Consider the following 15,762-nt stretch of genomic DNA (forward strand, 5'->3'; position numbering starts at 1 on the left):
TAGAGAGCAATACCCTACTCAACTTTACGTGGCGCCCGCTTGCGCGTAGCCGCTGGTTTAGATTCAACCACTGGCGCTTCTGCGGGGACCGCCGATGGTGGCGTAGTGGGATGCAAATCATCGCTAGCCGCCGCTTTCGGACCGCCGGGCATGCCAAATCCGGTGAATAAATGCTTAGCGCGCTCTTGCAGCTGCTGCTGCATTTCCACAAACATATTGGTACTGCTTTCCAAGTAGTTGCCCATCATATTCTGAATAGCCGGACCCTGGAATTTCATAAACTCGCCCCAGAGATTGGCATTGCTGAACATCGGGTTGTCGGCCGACATGGTCGATTTGGCCTGATCTTGCAGTCGGCGCTGCATCTCGGCAAAGAGCTGCATATTCTTTTCAAGGTAGTTACCCATCAAGCCCTGCATGGCATGGCCATAGAAGCGGATGATTTGGGTCAGCACATCATACGAGAACATCGGCATGCCGCCGGCTTCTTCTTCCAGAATGATCTGCAATAGCACACTGCGGGTCAGGTCTTCCCCCGTCTTGGCATCTTGAATCAAAATATCGATGCCATCGAGCACCAGTTGTTTAACGTCATTAAGCGTGATGTAGCAGCTGGTGGTCGTGTCATATAAACGACGGTTGGGGTACTTCTTGATGACCCGTTTTTCCATGCTCATCTTCCTTTGTTCTCATGCTTTTTGGCAGAGTTCTATTATCCTGCGAGCGCCACGTAATTGCCAGTTTTACCACATTGTGCAACGCAGCAATTAATATTTGACAACAGCAAACCCGTGTTCCACAATGACAGCGGATTGTGCATCGCAGCATCGCCTTTGCGATGTGGCCCAGTAAACCGAATCGTGGAGACCTCGTCATGACTACCGCACAGCAACAATACAGCAATTTTGCGACCGAACAAGTCGAAACCGCCCTGCGCTTTGCCCGTATTTCCTTGGATTCATTTGACCGTCTGGCCAAGCTGCAAATCGAAACCGCTAAAACAGCACTGGAAGACAACGCCAAAGCTGTTAAACAGCTGAGCGGCGTTAAAGATCTGCAAGAAGCAATTAGCCTGCGCCAAAAGCTGACCGATGCCGCGATTGAGCAAGCGACCACTTACTCACGCAATCTGTACGAAATCTCTTCACAAGCGCAAGCCGAATTTTCAAAACTGATCGACGAGCGCAATGTCGAGTTCAATAAATCAGTGGTTGCTGGCCTTGATCGCTTTGTGAAAAACGCTCCAGCCGGCGCGGATGCTGCCGTAGCCGCCGTTAAATCGACCGTTCAAGCCACTGCTGCCGCAGTAGACAGCATGACCAAAGCCGCCAAACAAGTGGCCGAGTTTGCCGATGCATCGGTAAAAGCAGCTTCAACTGCTACGGCTGATGCGGTTAAAACTGCCGCCAAAAAAGCCAACGCCAATGGCGCCAACGCTTAATTAAAGCTGCAGCACAATAAAAAAGGCACCGCAAGGTGCCTTTTTTGTTTGCAGCCCCTCGCTTTACGAGGGGCCTTCAACATTACTCCGCCGCAGGCGCTTGCTCTGCTTCAGCCGCTGGCGCAGCTGCATTGGCTTCATCGTTCAGCACGGCTTTAATCGACAGACGGATACGGCCTTTTTCGTCTTGCTCGATCACTTTCACGCGTACGATCTGACCTTCTTGCAGATGGTCAGCCACATTGGCGATGCGCTCATTGGCGATTTGGCTGATGTGCACCAGACCGTCTTTGCCTGGCATGATCGATACGATCGCGCCGACGTTCTTGTCGAGGATCTTCACCACCGGGCCTTCATACACGCGACCGATTTCAACTTCAGCGGTGATTTCTTCGATCCGGCGACGCGCTTCTTCCGCACCTGCACCTGAGATTGAGGCAATGGTGATGGTGCCGTCTTCAGCGATATCAATCTGAGTGCCGGTTTCTTCGGTCAACGCACGGATCACCGAGCCACCTTTACCAATCACATCACGGATTTTCTCTGGATTGATCTTCATGGTGTACAGACGCGGCGCATGGGCGCTCACTTCTTCACGAGCGCCATCCAGCGCGCCTTTCATGATACCCAGAATGTGCTGGCGACCTTCTTTAGCCTGATCCAGCGCCACAGCCATGATTTCTTTGGTAATGCCGTTGATCTTGATGTCCATCTGCAGCGCAGTCACACCATTCTCGGTACCGGCTACTTTGAAGTCCATATCGCCCAGATGATCTTCATCACCCAGGATGTCGGTCAAGACGGCAAAAGAATTACCCTCTTTGATCAGACCCATGGCAATACCGGCCACGTGGTTTTTCAGTGGTACACCGGCATCCATCAGCGCCAAGCAGCCGCCACATACCGAAGCCATTGATGACGAACCATTCGATTCGGTAATTTCAGACACCACGCGCATTGAGTAGGCGAAATCTTCTTTGGCTGGCAACATCGCCACCAGCGCACGTTTCGCCAAGCGGCCGTGACCGATTTCGCGACGTTTTGGCACGCCTACACGGCCAACCTCACCAGTTGAGTACGGAGGGAAGTTGTAGTGCAGCATGAAGTGATCAGAATACTCACCGTGCAGCGCATCAATCTTCTGCTCATCCAGCTTGGTGCCCAGCGTTGCCGCCACGATGGCTTGAGTTTCACCGCGCGTAAACAGCACTGAGCCGTGAACGCGTGGCAATACGCCAGTGCGGATGCTGATTGGGCGCACAGTGCGGGTATCACGACCGTCAATCCGTGGCTCGCCGGCCAGAATCTGACCACGTACGATTTCTGCTTCCAGACCTTTGAAAATCGATTTGATTTCATTGGCGGCCAGTGTATCGGTTTCTTCGGTGATCAGTGCTGATTTAACCAGCGCCCAAGTTTCATTGATTTTTTGCGTGCGCAGTTGTTTTTGGCGCAGTTTGAATGCTTGTGCCAGACCTTCAGCTGCAATGCCGCGAATTTGGGCGATCAGCGCTTCGTTTTTAACTGGCTCATTCCATTCCAGCAGCTCTGGATTCACTTCATCGGCCAATTCGTTGATGGCATTGATCGCCACTTGCATTTGCTCGTGACCAAATACCACGGCGCCCAACATCACGCTTTCTGGCAATTCGTTGGCTTCAGATTCCACCATCAGTACGGCTTGATTAGTACCGGCCACCACCAGATCCATCTGGCTGTCTTTCATTTCGGTCAGAGTTGGGCACAGTACATATTCGCCATTGATGTAACCCACGCGGGCCGCACCAATTGGGCCATCAAATGGCACACCAGAGATCGCCAGCGCGGCAGATGCACCGATCATGGCAGGGATATCAGAATCGATTTCTGGGTTGATCGACATCACGGTCGCAACGATCTGGATGTCGTTGTAGAAACCTTCTGGGAACAGCGGACGGATCGGACGATCGATCAGACGGCTGGTTAGTACTTCTTTTTCGCTCGGCTTGCCTTCACGTTTGAAGAAACCGCCCGGGATTTTACCGGCGGCATAAGTCCGCTCGAAGTAATCAACAGTCAACGGGAAAAAGTCTTGGCCGGCTTTTACATCGCGCGCCGCCACGACAGACACCAGAACCACGGTGTCGTCCATATTCACCATTACCGCGCCAGTGGCCTGGCGGGCAATTTCACCTGTTTCGATCGTGACATTGTGTTTACCGAAGGTGAATGATTTGCTGATTTTATTGAACACGTTCTGTCCTTTTAACAATTTATCCGCGACCTGGATAAAGGAGATTCCGCTGCGGTAAAGGCGCCTGCTGGGGCTGATGCCACGGCAGTTTACCGCCGACTCCGGCACAACTTGACCCTGCTCCACCGCCGGAATCGCTATTGGGCAGTAACAGGGAATTGGGAAATTCGAGGAGGGATAAAATGAAAAAAGTCGCAGCCTAAGCTGCGACTTTTAGCTGAATTACTTGCGCAGACCCAGCTTAGCAATCACGTTGCGGTAGCTGTCTACGTTAGTGCGTTTCAGGTAGTCCAGCAGACGACGACGACGAGAAACCAGTTTCAGCAGACCACGACGTGAGTGGTGATCTTTTTTGTGCTCTTTGAAGTGAGGTGTCAGATCGTTGATGCGTGCAGTCAACAATGCGATTTGAACTTCAGAAGAACCGGTATCGCCTGGGGCGTGTTGGAATTCTTTAACGATGTCAGCTTTTTGAGCAACAGTTACAGTCATTTTACTACTCCATAAAAAGTGGCAGAGCCACTAGACAAGCCAGACCTGAGCAAACGCCCGGTGTGGCTCCATTAACTGGCTCGCGCCTAAGCGGTTGCCAGCAGACGTTTGGACCGCAGCACGCCATCAGCGCCCACTTCGCCCAAACCGATAAACCGTGCATTATCCGGCTTTTGCCCTTGATCGTAAAGCTTAACTTCACCCCGCTCGCTGGTCGGCAAACCCCGCACCGGCATGCCATGCCGAATGGCCGTGCTTTGCTCGGCCTCGAGATAAAGCGCCGGCAAATTGGATAGCAATTGATCTGCCGACAGCAATAACGCTTCACGTGCCGGCATCTCCAGCGCAATAAAATCATCAAGGCTCACTGCATCTTCCAAGCGAAAGCCGCCGGTTAGAGTTCGGCGTAAACCAGTGAGGTATGCACCACAACCCAACGCATTACCTAGATCCTGAGCCAATACCCTGATGTAAGTACCTTTGGAGCATCGCACATCCAACACCAGATCGGGCGCGTTGTACGACACAATCGTCAGCTCATCAATCCGGATTGGCCGCGCCTTGCGTTCCAGCTCCACCCCCTGGCGGGCATATTCATACAACGCTTTACCATCAACCTTTAGCGCCGAATACATGGGGGGGGTTTGTTCGATCTCGCCCATAAACTGCGCCAGCACTGCCGCAACCTCCGCTTCGGAGGCGGGCGCCACGCCCGTTACCGTGATCTCACCCTCGCCATCCAGCGTCGTGGATACCTCACCAAACCGGATATGCGCACGATAGCCTTTATCCGCATCCAGCATGCGCTGGGCAAACTTGGTTGCCTCACCAAAACACAGCGGCAACAAGCCGGTGGCGTAAGGATCTAGGACGCCGGTATGCCCCCCTTTTTCGGCCTGCAATAGCCAGCGGCATTTATTGAGCGCTGCGGTGCTACTGATGCCAAACGGCTTATCCAGTAGCAACACACCATCGAGCTTACGCTTGGCCATCTTCGTCTTTGGCCTTGGGCAACTCGTTGGCTTCGCGGATTTTCTGTGCCAGATTCATCCCGTATTCAATCGAGACATCGTAATGAAAATGCAGCTCAGGCATTTTAAACAGCGTAATGGTGCGGGCAATTTGCGCGCGCAAAAAGCCTTTGGCCCGCTCCAGTACGGCGGCGATCTCATCGCGCTCGGCCGCGTCACCCAAGAAGGTATAAAAAATCTTGGCGTGCGAATAATCGCGTGTCACTTCCACATCGGTAATGGTGATCAGTGATGCTTGCGGATGATCGAGCTCAGCACGGATCACCGTTGCCAGATCACGCTGGATTTGCTGAGCGACACGATCAGCACGGGTAAATTGTTTGCCAGCCATGGTTTTCCTCCTTGGACAGGGCTTGATTACAAATGCAAACAGCGCAAGCCCCTACGGACTTGCGCTGCCATCAGGCTACATAAAGCAGGTGCGGCAATTACAGCGTCCGCGCCACTTCGATCACCTCGAAGACTTCCAGCTGGTCGCCTACTTGCAGGTCGTTGTAGTTCTTCAGCTGCAAACCACACTCGAAACCAGCTTTCACTTCTTTGGCTTCGTCTTTGAAGCGCTTCAGGTTTTCCAGCTCGCCTTGGTGGATCACGGTGTTGTTGCGCAACAGACGTACGCCTGCAGTGCGTTTCACCAAACCATCCATCACCAAACAACCGGCGATCGTGCCAACTTTCGACACGGTAAATACCTGACGAACTTCGACCAGACCGATCACTTGTTCGCGTTTCTCTGGTGCCAACATACCAGACAGCGCAGCTTTCACATCATCGACAGCGTCGTAAATGATGTTGTAGTAACGGATATCCACGCCATCCGCTTCAGCCAGCTTGCGGGCCGCGGCGTCAGCGCGCACGTTAAACCCAATCACCACAGCTTTTGACGCCAAGGCCAAGTTGACATCCGACTCGGAAATACCACCCACCGCACTGTGCAGAATCTGCACGCGTACTTCGCTGGTCGACAGTTTTTGCAGGCTCTGCGACAGAGCCTCGCTCGAACCTTGTACGTCGGCCTTGATGATGATTGGCAAGTTTTGCACTTCGCCTTCGGCCATCTGTGCAAACATGTTTTCCAGTTTCGCGGCTTGCTGGCGGGCAAATTTCACATCGCGGAATTTACCCTGACGGAACAGTGCAATCTCACGGGCTTTTTTCTCATCCGCCAGGACCATCGCATCTTCACCTGCGGCTGGCACTTCTGACAGACCAAGAATCTCAACCGGAATTGAAGGGCCGGCTTCGTTAATCTGGTTGCCGTTTTCATCCAGCATCGCACGGATACGACCGTACACTTGACCGGCCAGGATGGTATCGCCCTTGCGCAGGGTACCCGATTGCACCAGCAATGAAGCCACCGGACCACGACCTTTATCCAGACGCGCCTCGATGATAATCCCTTTAGCTGGGCCATCGATTGCAGCAGTCAGCTCCAAAACTTCGGCTTGCAGCAAGATCGCATCCAGCAGCTCGTCAATCCCCATGCCTTTCTTAGCAGAGACAGGGATAAACTGGGTATCACCACCCCATTCTTCTGGCACAACTTCTTGCGCTACCAGCTCTTGCTGAATGCGCTCCAGATTGGCTTCTGGTTTATCGATCTTGTTTACCGCTACCACAATCGGCACGCCTGCGGCTTTAGCGTGGTGAATTGCTTCGATGGTTTGAGGCATCACACCATCATCCGCCGCTACCACCAGCACCACGATATCGGTCAGCTTGGCACCACGGGCACGCATGGCGGTAAACGCCTCGTGACCTGGGGTATCCAGGAAGGTAATCATGCCCTTGCCGGTTTCAACGTGATAGGCACCGATATGCTGGGTAATCCCGCCGGCCTCGCCTGCCGCCACTTTGGCGCGACGAATATAGTCCAGCAGCGAGGTTTTACCGTGGTCAACGTGACCCATTACCGTGACCACTGGTGCGCGCGGCATCAGATCGTGTTCGGCTTTCTCGGTATCGCCCAGATAAGTTTCCGGATCATCCAGCTTGGCAGCTTTGGCCACGTGACCCATTTCTTCCACCACGATCATCGCAGTTTCTTGATCCAGCACCTGGTTGATGGTCACCATCATGCCCATCTTCATCAGCGTCTTAACAACTTCAACGCCTTTTACTGCCATTTTGTGCGCCAGATCAGCCACGGAAATGGTTTCTGGCACTTCAACTTCATGCGTTACTGGCTCAGTTGGAGCCTGGAAGCCGTGCGCATTGTCGTTGTTGTTTTGTTTTTTGCCACCCACTTTGCGCGATTTCCAGTCATTGCTACCAGCATCGCCTCCACGGGTTTTCAGCGCTTTCTTGTTGCGGCCATCATTCCAGCCGCCTTTTTCGTCTTTCTTGGCGCCGGCTGGTTTTTTATCGGCCGATTTCGCAGGCGCTGCGGCTGGCGCTGGTTTTTCCGGCGCTTCCAGCGGCGTATCGCGCGGACGACGGAAATCGACACGGGCACCAATACGTGGGCGATCAGCTTCATGACCCGGCTTCACATGCGGTTTAACCGCAGGCTTGGCAGCCGGTGCTGGGGCAGCAACTGGCGCAGGTGCGGCTTCAACGACCGGGGCTGCCGCAACTACTTCGACAACTGGCTCCACCGGGGCTGCCACTTTCTCAGCCACCGCAGGCTCAACGGCCGCTGGCGCCACCGGCTCAGCCGCCGGTTTTACCGCCGCTTCAGCAGCCTTGGCTTCACGGTTTTGCTTCGCTTGCATTTCCGCCGCTTGAATCGCTGCCAATTCGGCCTGGCGTTTGGCTTGCGCCTCACGATTTTGGCGCTCGGCTTCATCAATCACCGGCGCAGCATTGCCAGCTGGTGCCGCCGCAGTCGCAGCCGCGATCACATCCGGTGACACTACGCGTTTTTTGCGCACTTCAACCTGGATTGTCTTGGCTTTGCCCGTGGCATCCGTTTTACGGATTTCGGTGGTTTCTTTGCGCGCGATGGTGATCTTGGGCTTGTCGCCAGCCTGACCATGCTTTTGTTTCAAATGCTCAAGCAGACGTGCTTTGTCGTTGGCACTCAGGGTATCGTCCGCACTGCTTTTTTGAACACCAGCCGCACGCAGTTGCTCGATGAGCTCCTGCGTGGGCATTTTTAGTTCTGCTGCAAATTGACTGACTTTGGGTTCACTCATTGATTACTCTCCCGCGCCTCGATTAAGCGAACCAGTGTTCGCGCGCTTTCATGATTAGTTGTTTGGCCGCTTCTTCATCGATTCCGGTCATCTCGGTCAATTCATCGACTGCCAGCTCAGCCAAATCATCACGGGTATGTACGTCGTTCTCGGCCAGTTTTGCAGCCAGTTCGGCGGTCATGCCGTCCAGCGATTTCAGGTCTTCGCTTTGATGCTCGAGTTTCTCTTCGCGCGCAATGGCTTGCGTCAACAGAGCGTCACGAGCGCGTGAGCGCAGTTCGTTCACGGTCTCTTCATCAAATGCTTCGATTTCCAGCATTTCATTCAATGGCACATAGGCCACTTCTTCCAGCGTATTAAAGCCTTCTTGCACCAACACGTTGGCGACATCTTCGTCGATATCCAGCGCTTGCATAAAGAGTTCACGCACTTTCGTGTATTCCTCTTCATGTTTCTGCTCGGCTTGATCAACGGTCATGATGTTGAGTTTCCAGCCAGTCAGCTCGGAAGCCAGCTTCACGTTCTGACCACCGCGGCCAATGGCCATCGCCAGATTGTCTTCATCCACCACCACATCCATGCTGTGGTTGTCTTCATCAACGATGATGGAATTCACTTCAGCGGGCGCCAGTGCATTGATCGCAAATTGCGCCGCATCCGGTGACCACAACACGATGTCTACACGCTCACCGGCCAGCTCATTGCTCACGGCATTCACACGAGTACCACGTACACCAATACATGTGCCTTGTGGGTCAACACGTTGATCGTTCGATTTCACGGCGATTTTCGCGCGCATCCCTGGATCACGAGCCACACCTTTCAGTTCGATCAGGTTGTTTTCGATTTCCGGCACTTCCAGCTCAAACAGCTTGGCCATAAATTCAGGCGCAACCCGGCTCAGCACCAGTTGCGGGCCACGGCCCAAGCGATCGATACGCAACAGGAAAGCCTTCGCCCGGTCGCCCACGCGCAGGTTTTCTTTCGGGATCATTTGATCGCGTGGCAGCACAGCTTCCAGCTTGCCCATCTCGATGATGGCATTACCGCGCTCGATGCGCTTGATAGTGCCAGTCACAATGTGCTCGCGACGCTGCAGGAAATCATTCAGATTTTGCTCGCGCTCGGCATCACGGATTTTTTGCAAAATCACTTGCTTGGCGGCTTGCGCACCAATACGGCCAAATTCAATTGGCTCGAGCTCAACTTCCCACACATCACCCACTTTCAGGTCGGCGCTGTAATCAGGCGCATCGGTGATGGCGATTTGGCGTGACGGCTCTTCGTGATCGTTATCTTCAACCACTTCCCATACACGGAAACTACGATGTTCGCCGGATTGACGATCAATCGAAACACGAATCTCAACTTCGTCTTCGTAACGTTTTTTGGTTGCTGAAGCCAGCGCCATTTCCAGCGCGGTAAACACCACATCCTTCGCAACATTTTTTTCGTGGGCAAGTGCTTCTACCAGCACCAGAATTTCACGATTCATTGATTATTTCCTCCGGCGAAATGCTTTGCCAAATAGTCGGGCAAGATATTAAAACTGCGGCTCAAGGCGTACACGATCAATCTGTGACAACGGCAGATTCAGCACCTCGCCATCCACATCGACCACCACGCATTCGTCGATAAAACCTTTCAGCAACCCCACGAGGTTGCGGCGGCGATCGGGCAGCGGCAACCGCAGCTTTACGCGCACCTTCTGGCCGGCAAACCGTTCAAAATCGGCCGGCTTTTTGATCAGGCGATCCATCCCAGGAGAAGACACTTCCAGCCGCTCGTAAGGAATCTCTTCCACCATAAATAGACGCGTGAGGTGATTACTGACCTCAACGCAATCATCGATGGTGACCCCGCCTTCCTTATCGATAAAGATGCGCATCAAACCATTCGCACCCAACTCGAAATCGACCAGCTCGTAACCCATTGCGGGCAATGTGTTATCCAAGACTGACTGTAAATTAACCGCCATGACCGTATTTTTGCTCCAGAAACAAAAAATGGGCTGCAATACTTGCGCCCATTCGTAAGCACTCCCACCACAGCGGGCGCCGCTAAGCACCTGCCACAATGAAGATTTTGGGGAATTCTATCAGAAAGTCTTTGTCAACGAAATACCACTGGTGAGCAAATGAGTTGAATTCAAACGCGATTTAACCCTACAGTACAACCAACTTGTAAGGAGAAGCACCATGGAAAAGGTATGGCTAGCCAACTACCAAGACGGGGTTAGCGATCAGATTAATCTGGATGAATTTGGGTCGATCCCCGAAGTCATGGCCAGTAGTGTCCGCAAATTCTCCCAGCGCCCCGCATTTGTGAACATGGGCAAAGTACTGAGCTATCAAGACCTTGATACGCTATCGCGTCAATTTGCCAGCTATTTGCAAAATGTCCTGAAATTGCCCGCCGGTAGCCGCGTGGCGGTGATGTCACCTAATTTATTGCAATACCCCGTCGCCGTTTTCGGGATTTTGCGCGCCGGCTATGTGGTCGTGAATGTTAACCCGCTTTACACCCCGCGCGAGCTGGAACACCAACTGAAAGACGCCGATGCAGCGGCAATAGTGATTTTGGCCAATTTCGCCCACACCCTCGAAGCCGTGATTGAGCGCACCACCGTGAAGCACGTGATCGTCACCGAAATCGGCGATTTGCTCGATTGGCCCAAACGCTGGCTGATCAACGCGGCGGTGAAATACCTAAAGAAAATGGTGCCGCCCTATACCCTGCCTGGGCATATTCGTTTTAACGACACCCTATCAGGCGGTCAGCAACATACCCTGCAAGAGCCCAAACTCACCCACGACGATCTAGCCTTCTTGCAATACACCGGCGGCACTACGGGCGTGGCCAAAGGCGCCATGCTCACCCACGGTAATATCGTCGCTAATATGCAGCAAGCGCACGCCTGGATTAAACCCGCCGTAAAGGAAGGCGAAGAGATCATTGTGACCGCCCTGCCGCTCTATCACATCTTTTCGCTTACCGCTAACTGCATGGTGTTCAGCAAAATTGGCGCGACCAACTTGCTGATCACCAATCCGCGCGATATTCCCGCCCTCGTTAAAACCATGGCGCAATACCCTGTGACCTGCATGACTGGTGTGAATACACTATTTAATGCTCTACTGAATAATGCCGAGTTTGCCAAGCTGGATTTCTCGACTTGGAAATTAGCCTTAGGTGGCGGCATGGCAGTCCAGCATGCGGTCGCCGAGAAGTGGAAACGCATCACTGGCGTACCATTGGCGGAGGCCTATGGTCTCACCGAAACCTCACCAGCCGCGGTAATCAACCCGATTAATATCAAAGAATACAATGGCATGATCGGGCTGCCGATTTCGCAAACCGACGCCGAGATTCGCGATGAAAATGGCCAGCCTTTACCGGCCGGGCAAGCGGGCGAATTATTCCTGCGCGGCCCGCAGGTCATGAAAGGCTACTGGCAACGCCCGGAAGAAACAGCCGCCGTTTTGGGGGCCGATGGGTTTCTGGCCACCGGTGATATTGCGGTGATGCAGCCAAGCGGTTATTTCCAGATCGTGGATCGCAAGAAAGACATGGTGCTGGTATCTGGGTTTAATGTTTACCCGAATGAAGTGGAAAACGTCGTCGCCGAGATGCCGGGCGTACTGGAAGTGGCCTGCATCGGCGTCGCCGATGAAAAAACGGGTGAAGCCGTCAAACTGGTGATCGTGAAAAAAGACCCTGAACTCACCAGCGAAGCGGTGATCGCGCATTGCCGCCAACACCTCACTAACTATAAAGTACCGCGCATCGTAGAGTTTCGCGATAGCCTGCCGAAATCAAATGTCGGTAAAATATTGCGGCGAGAATTACGCCAACCCTAACCTGCGCTGCCTGCGTTGAGAGCAATATGAATCTTTTGCCTTTTTTTAAGTTGATGGCTGAGCGTAGCGCGTCAGATTTATTTCTGGCCGCTGGCTCCCCGATTGTGATCAAGATTCAGGGTGCTTGCCACCCCGTGAACAATCAGGTGCTCAGCGCCGAACACGTCAAACAGCTGGCTTACCAGCTCATGGGCCCCGAGCGGGTGGCCGTATTCGAGCGCGAGCTGGAAATGAATATGGCCTATCCCGTGCCCGAAATCGGCAATTTCCGGATCAACGTCTTTAAATCACGCGGTACCGTAGCACTGGTGGCTCGTTACATCAAACCACGCGCCGACACCCTTGAAGAGCTCAGTATGCCGCTGCTGCTTAAAGATTTGGTGATGGAAAAGCGCGGGATTATCCTGGTGGTGGGCGCCACCGGCTCGGGTAAATCGTCGACGGTATCCGCCATGCTGGAGCACCGCAATGAAAACCACAGCGGTCACATTCTGACGCTGGAAGATCCGATCGAATTTATCTATTCGCACAAAAAATCGCTGGTGAATCAGCGCGAAATTGGTACTGATACGCACAGCTATCACGACGCGCTGCGCAATGCGATGCGCGAAGCGCCCAACGTGCTGATGCTAGGCGAAATCCGCGACCAGGAAACCATGACCTACGCCATGCAATACGCACAGGCCGGGCATTTGTGCATTTCTACCCTGCACGCCAATAACAGCTACCATTCGCTGAGCCGGATCGTGAATTTTTATCCGCAAGAAGCGCGCGAATCGCTGCTCTACGATATGTCGACTTCACTGAAAGCCATTATTTCGCAACGACTGGTGCGCACCAAAACTGGCAAACTCAAACCCGCGGTCGAGGTTATGCTCAACACCAACCGGATCGCCGAGCTGATTCGCAACGGTGAGCTCTCCGATATTAAAGAGGCGATGGAGCAAACGCTGGCCGAAGGCTCGCAAACCTTCGAGCAATCGCTGTATCGCATGTACCGCGCTGGCGAGATTGAGCTGGACGAAGCGCTCCGTAATGCCGACTCGGCCACCAATCTATCGTGGATGGTAAATAACGCACAAACCGTCGCCGAGCAGGAAGCCGCGCGCAGCAATAAAAACAAACCCGTCGAAGACGAAGACAACCTCAGTTTCGATATGCCGCTGCACTAAGCCAGCTGCAATTTATCCGCGGCGCGACTGGTTCGCGCCGCAACTATTTCTACCGCCGCCATCTGCGCGCGCCATCAGGAACAACACCCATGCATCTTTACGGCATTCCCAACTGCGATACCGTTAAAAAAGCCCGCACCTGGCTCGCCGAGCACGGCCATGACTACCACTGGCACGATTTCAAAAAGGAAGGTGTAAGCATTGAAGACCTGACTCGCTGGTGCAACGCAGTGGGCTGGGGGAGCGTACTGAATCGGCAAGGCACCACCTGGCGCAAACTGGATGAAGCCACCAAGGCCAGCGTCGTCGATCAGGCCAGCGCCATTGCCGTACTGCAGACCAATCCATCGATGATCAAACGGCCAGTGCTGGAGCGTGACGGGCTCACCCTAGTGGGTTTCAAACCTGAGCTCTATGCCGCGCACCTAGGCTAAACTCAAGTTCCAAATACAAGGGTATATGCTTGCAGCCTTTAATTATAAAAGGCCACAAGCACATACCCGCCATCAATTACGCTGCGCGTGCAATCGCGGCCAAATAGCCCTGCACTGTTTGCGCATAACCGACCTCCAGTGCGTCAGCAATCAGTGCGTGACCAATCGAGACTTCTTGCAAACCCGGCACCGCCGCCACAAAGCGGGTGAGATTGTCCTGATTCAGATCGTGACCCGCGTTAATGCCCAGGCCCGCGGCCTGAGCCGCTTGCGCAGCGGCCACAAAGCCCGCCAACACGGACTCTTGCTCGGGCGTGCCGTAGGCGGTGGCATAGGTTTCGGTGTACAGCTCGATCCGGTCGGCCCCTAGCTCGGCCACATAGGCCATCATTTCCGGACGTGGGTCCATAAATAGACTTACCCGCACACCGAGCGCGCGACATTCTGCAATCAAGGGGCGCAGCACCGCCATATCCTGCGGCAAGGTCCAGCCTGCATTGGACGTGAACTGATCCACCGTATCGGGCACAAAAGTCGCCTGATGCGGACGATATTGGCGGATAAAGTCCATCAGATTATGCGTGGGGTTGCCCTCGATATTGAACTCTGCCTGCGGCCAGTTTTGCATCAGGGCGGCAAGCTCAGCCACATCGCTAGCACGAATATGCCGCTCATCCGGGCGCGGATGCACGGTAATGCCTTGCGCACCAGCGGCCAGGCACAGCTCCGCCGCGCGGGTCACGCTCGGAATCCCCAAATGGCGGGTATTACGCACCAAGGCCACCTTGTTCACATTCACCGACAAGGCGCAGCGCGGATGTTTTGCAGCAGACATAAACACTCCAGCCCGAAACCGCCCCAAGAGCCGGCCCCGGCACAATCAAAAAAGCAGCGACAAAAAAACCGACTTTCGTCGGCTTCAGATTGATGACAAACCCCACTCCCAAAGCGAGGCTCCCCTCAAGGAGGGGCGGGAATAAAACATCAAGGCGATAAATAAAACGCCATATTCCCTAGCCCCGGCTTTGCCGAGGCTTGAAGAATATTGCTATTCCACGATGTCAGCAGCCTGAAGCCGACTTGCGTCGGCTTGGGTTCCGGCCAGCGCAAGGCCCGCTTATTGGCGGTGGCTGCGAATCACTTGCAGCATTTGCCCAAAGACCCGCGGCGTGCCACACAGCACATCGCCAGACTCAAGGTATTTCTCTTCGCCATTCAGGTCAGTCACCAGACCACCGGCTTCTTGCACAATCAGCGTACCGGCTGCGATATCGTGCAATTTCAGATCAAACTCAAAGAAGCCATCGAAGCGACCGCAAGCCACATACGCCAGATCCAGCGAAGCCGCGCCTGGGCGACGCACGCCAGCGGCTTTTTGCGCCATATCGCGGAAGATATTCAGATAGGTTTCCAGGTTTTCAAAACGGGTATACGGAAAACCGGTGCCCACCAGAGCATCAGACAACTCGCGCACTTTTGAAACACGAATCCGGCGATCATTCAGGAATGCGCCCACACCACGCGTGGCGGTGAACAAATCATTGCGATTCGGGTCATACACCACGGCCTGAGTAATCACGCCTTTGTGTTCCAGCGCGATAGAGATCGCGTATTGCGGGAAACCATGCAAGAAATTGGTGGTGCCATCCAGAGGATCGATAATCCACACGTACTCGGAGTTGCCGCGCGCGCCCGACTCCTCTGCTAGAATCGCGTGATTCGGATACGCCTCAAGAATGGTATCGATAATCGCCTGCTCAGCAGCGCGATCAACTTCCGATACGAAATCGTTGTGGCCTTTCTTTTCAGGGGTAATCAAATCCAGATTGTTGGACGCCCGTTGGATAACGGTTGCCGCACGGCGCGCAGCGCGCACCGCAGTGTTCAGCATTGGATGCATGGTTTCTCGATTTAAAAGAACGTTATTAAGGATATATTCTACCTGCCTTGGCCCGCAGAATA

Annotated in this window: 14 protein-coding genes; 4 read left to right on the forward strand and 10 right to left on the reverse strand. The window is 53.9% G+C overall.

Translation table 11 applies throughout. The annotated features are described in order from the left end of the window. Positions 1 to 14: 14 nt before the first annotated feature. Positions 15 to 671 (reverse strand): polyhydroxyalkanoate synthesis repressor PhaR, encoded by a 657-nt coding sequence (gene phaR / locus G482_RS0106775; protein ID WP_245575263.1) that lies wholly within the window; start codon positions 669 to 671, stop codon positions 15 to 17. A 203-nt stretch (positions 672 to 874) separates the two neighbouring features. Between phaR and G482_RS0106780 the strand changes: the two genes are divergently transcribed. Beyond that, positions 875 to 1,441: a phasin family protein gene (locus G482_RS0106780; protein ID WP_028449404.1), complete on the forward strand. Its 567-nt coding sequence runs from the start codon at positions 875 to 877 to the stop codon at positions 1,439 to 1,441. Between the two features lie 82 nt (positions 1,442 to 1,523). Here G482_RS0106780 and pnp read toward each other — a convergent pair whose 3' ends face one another. From pnp to rimP, 7 genes are all read right to left on the reverse strand, one after another. Further along, complete coding sequence (gene pnp / locus G482_RS0106785) at positions 1,524 to 3,674, reverse strand: polyribonucleotide nucleotidyltransferase (RefSeq protein WP_028449405.1); 2,151 nt, start codon at positions 3,672 to 3,674, stop codon at positions 1,524 to 1,526. Positions 3,675 to 3,896: 222 nt separating this feature from the next. Next, a complete protein-coding gene (gene rpsO, locus G482_RS0106790) occupies positions 3,897 to 4,166 on the reverse strand; it encodes a 30S ribosomal protein S15 (protein WP_028449406.1) in 270 nt (89 codons plus the stop codon). An 86-nt stretch (positions 4,167 to 4,252) separates the two neighbouring features. Then, complete coding sequence (gene truB, locus G482_RS0106795) at positions 4,253 to 5,158, reverse strand: tRNA pseudouridine(55) synthase TruB (RefSeq protein ID WP_028449407.1); 906 nt, start codon at positions 5,156 to 5,158, stop codon at positions 4,253 to 4,255. After that, positions 5,145 to 5,528 (reverse strand): 30S ribosome-binding factor RbfA, encoded by a 384-nt coding sequence (gene rbfA / locus G482_RS0106800; RefSeq protein WP_028449408.1) that lies wholly within the window; start codon positions 5,526 to 5,528, stop codon positions 5,145 to 5,147. Before rbfA ends, truB begins: the two co-directional genes overlap by 14 nt. A gap of 97 nt (positions 5,529 to 5,625) precedes the next feature. After that, on the reverse strand, positions 5,626 to 8,334 hold the full coding sequence (gene infB / locus G482_RS0106805) for a translation initiation factor IF-2 (RefSeq protein WP_028449409.1): 2,709 nt from the start codon (positions 8,332 to 8,334) through the stop codon (positions 5,626 to 5,628). A 22-nt stretch (positions 8,335 to 8,356) separates the two neighbouring features. Then, the gene (nusA, locus tag G482_RS0106810) at positions 8,357 to 9,829 is read right to left on the reverse strand and encodes a transcription termination factor NusA (protein WP_028449410.1); all 1,473 of its coding nucleotides are present in this window, start codon (positions 9,827 to 9,829) and stop codon (positions 8,357 to 8,359) included. A gap of 48 nt (positions 9,830 to 9,877) precedes the next feature. Beyond that, positions 9,878 to 10,312, reverse strand: a complete 435-nt coding sequence (gene rimP, locus G482_RS0106815; protein WP_028449411.1) for a ribosome maturation factor RimP — start codon at positions 10,310 to 10,312, stop codon at positions 9,878 to 9,880. A gap of 220 nt (positions 10,313 to 10,532) precedes the next feature. Between rimP and G482_RS0106820 the strand changes: the two genes are divergently transcribed. From G482_RS0106820 to G482_RS0106830, 3 genes are all read left to right on the forward strand, one after another. After that, entirely contained in the window at positions 10,533 to 12,194 is a 1,662-nt protein-coding gene (locus G482_RS0106820) for an AMP-binding protein (protein WP_028449412.1), read from the forward strand. Positions 12,195 to 12,220: 26 nt separating this feature from the next. After that, positions 12,221 to 13,366: a PilT/PilU family type 4a pilus ATPase gene (locus G482_RS0106825; RefSeq protein WP_028449413.1), complete on the forward strand. Its 1,146-nt coding sequence runs from the start codon at positions 12,221 to 12,223 to the stop codon at positions 13,364 to 13,366. A gap of 89 nt (positions 13,367 to 13,455) precedes the next feature. After that, entirely contained in the window at positions 13,456 to 13,800 is a 345-nt protein-coding gene (locus G482_RS0106830) for an ArsC family reductase (RefSeq protein WP_028449414.1), read from the forward strand. Positions 13,801 to 13,876: 76 nt separating this feature from the next. Here the strand turns inward: G482_RS0106830 and G482_RS0106835 are convergent, their stop codons facing one another. Together G482_RS0106835 and G482_RS0106840 are read right to left on the reverse strand one after the other, a co-directional pair. Beyond that, positions 13,877 to 14,635, reverse strand: a complete 759-nt coding sequence (locus G482_RS0106835; protein ID WP_028449415.1) for a pyridoxine 5'-phosphate synthase — start codon at positions 14,633 to 14,635, stop codon at positions 13,877 to 13,879. Positions 14,636 to 14,917: 282 nt separating this feature from the next. Further along, complete coding sequence (locus G482_RS0106840) at positions 14,918 to 15,700, reverse strand: inositol monophosphatase family protein (protein WP_028449416.1); 783 nt, start codon at positions 15,698 to 15,700, stop codon at positions 14,918 to 14,920. Between the last annotated feature and the right edge of the window lie 62 nt (positions 15,701 to 15,762).

It is taken from the genome of Chitinibacter tainanensis DSM 15459 (assembly GCF_000429785.1).
GTDB classification, from domain to species: Bacteria; Pseudomonadota; Gammaproteobacteria; order Burkholderiales; family Chitinibacteraceae; genus Chitinibacter; species Chitinibacter tainanensis.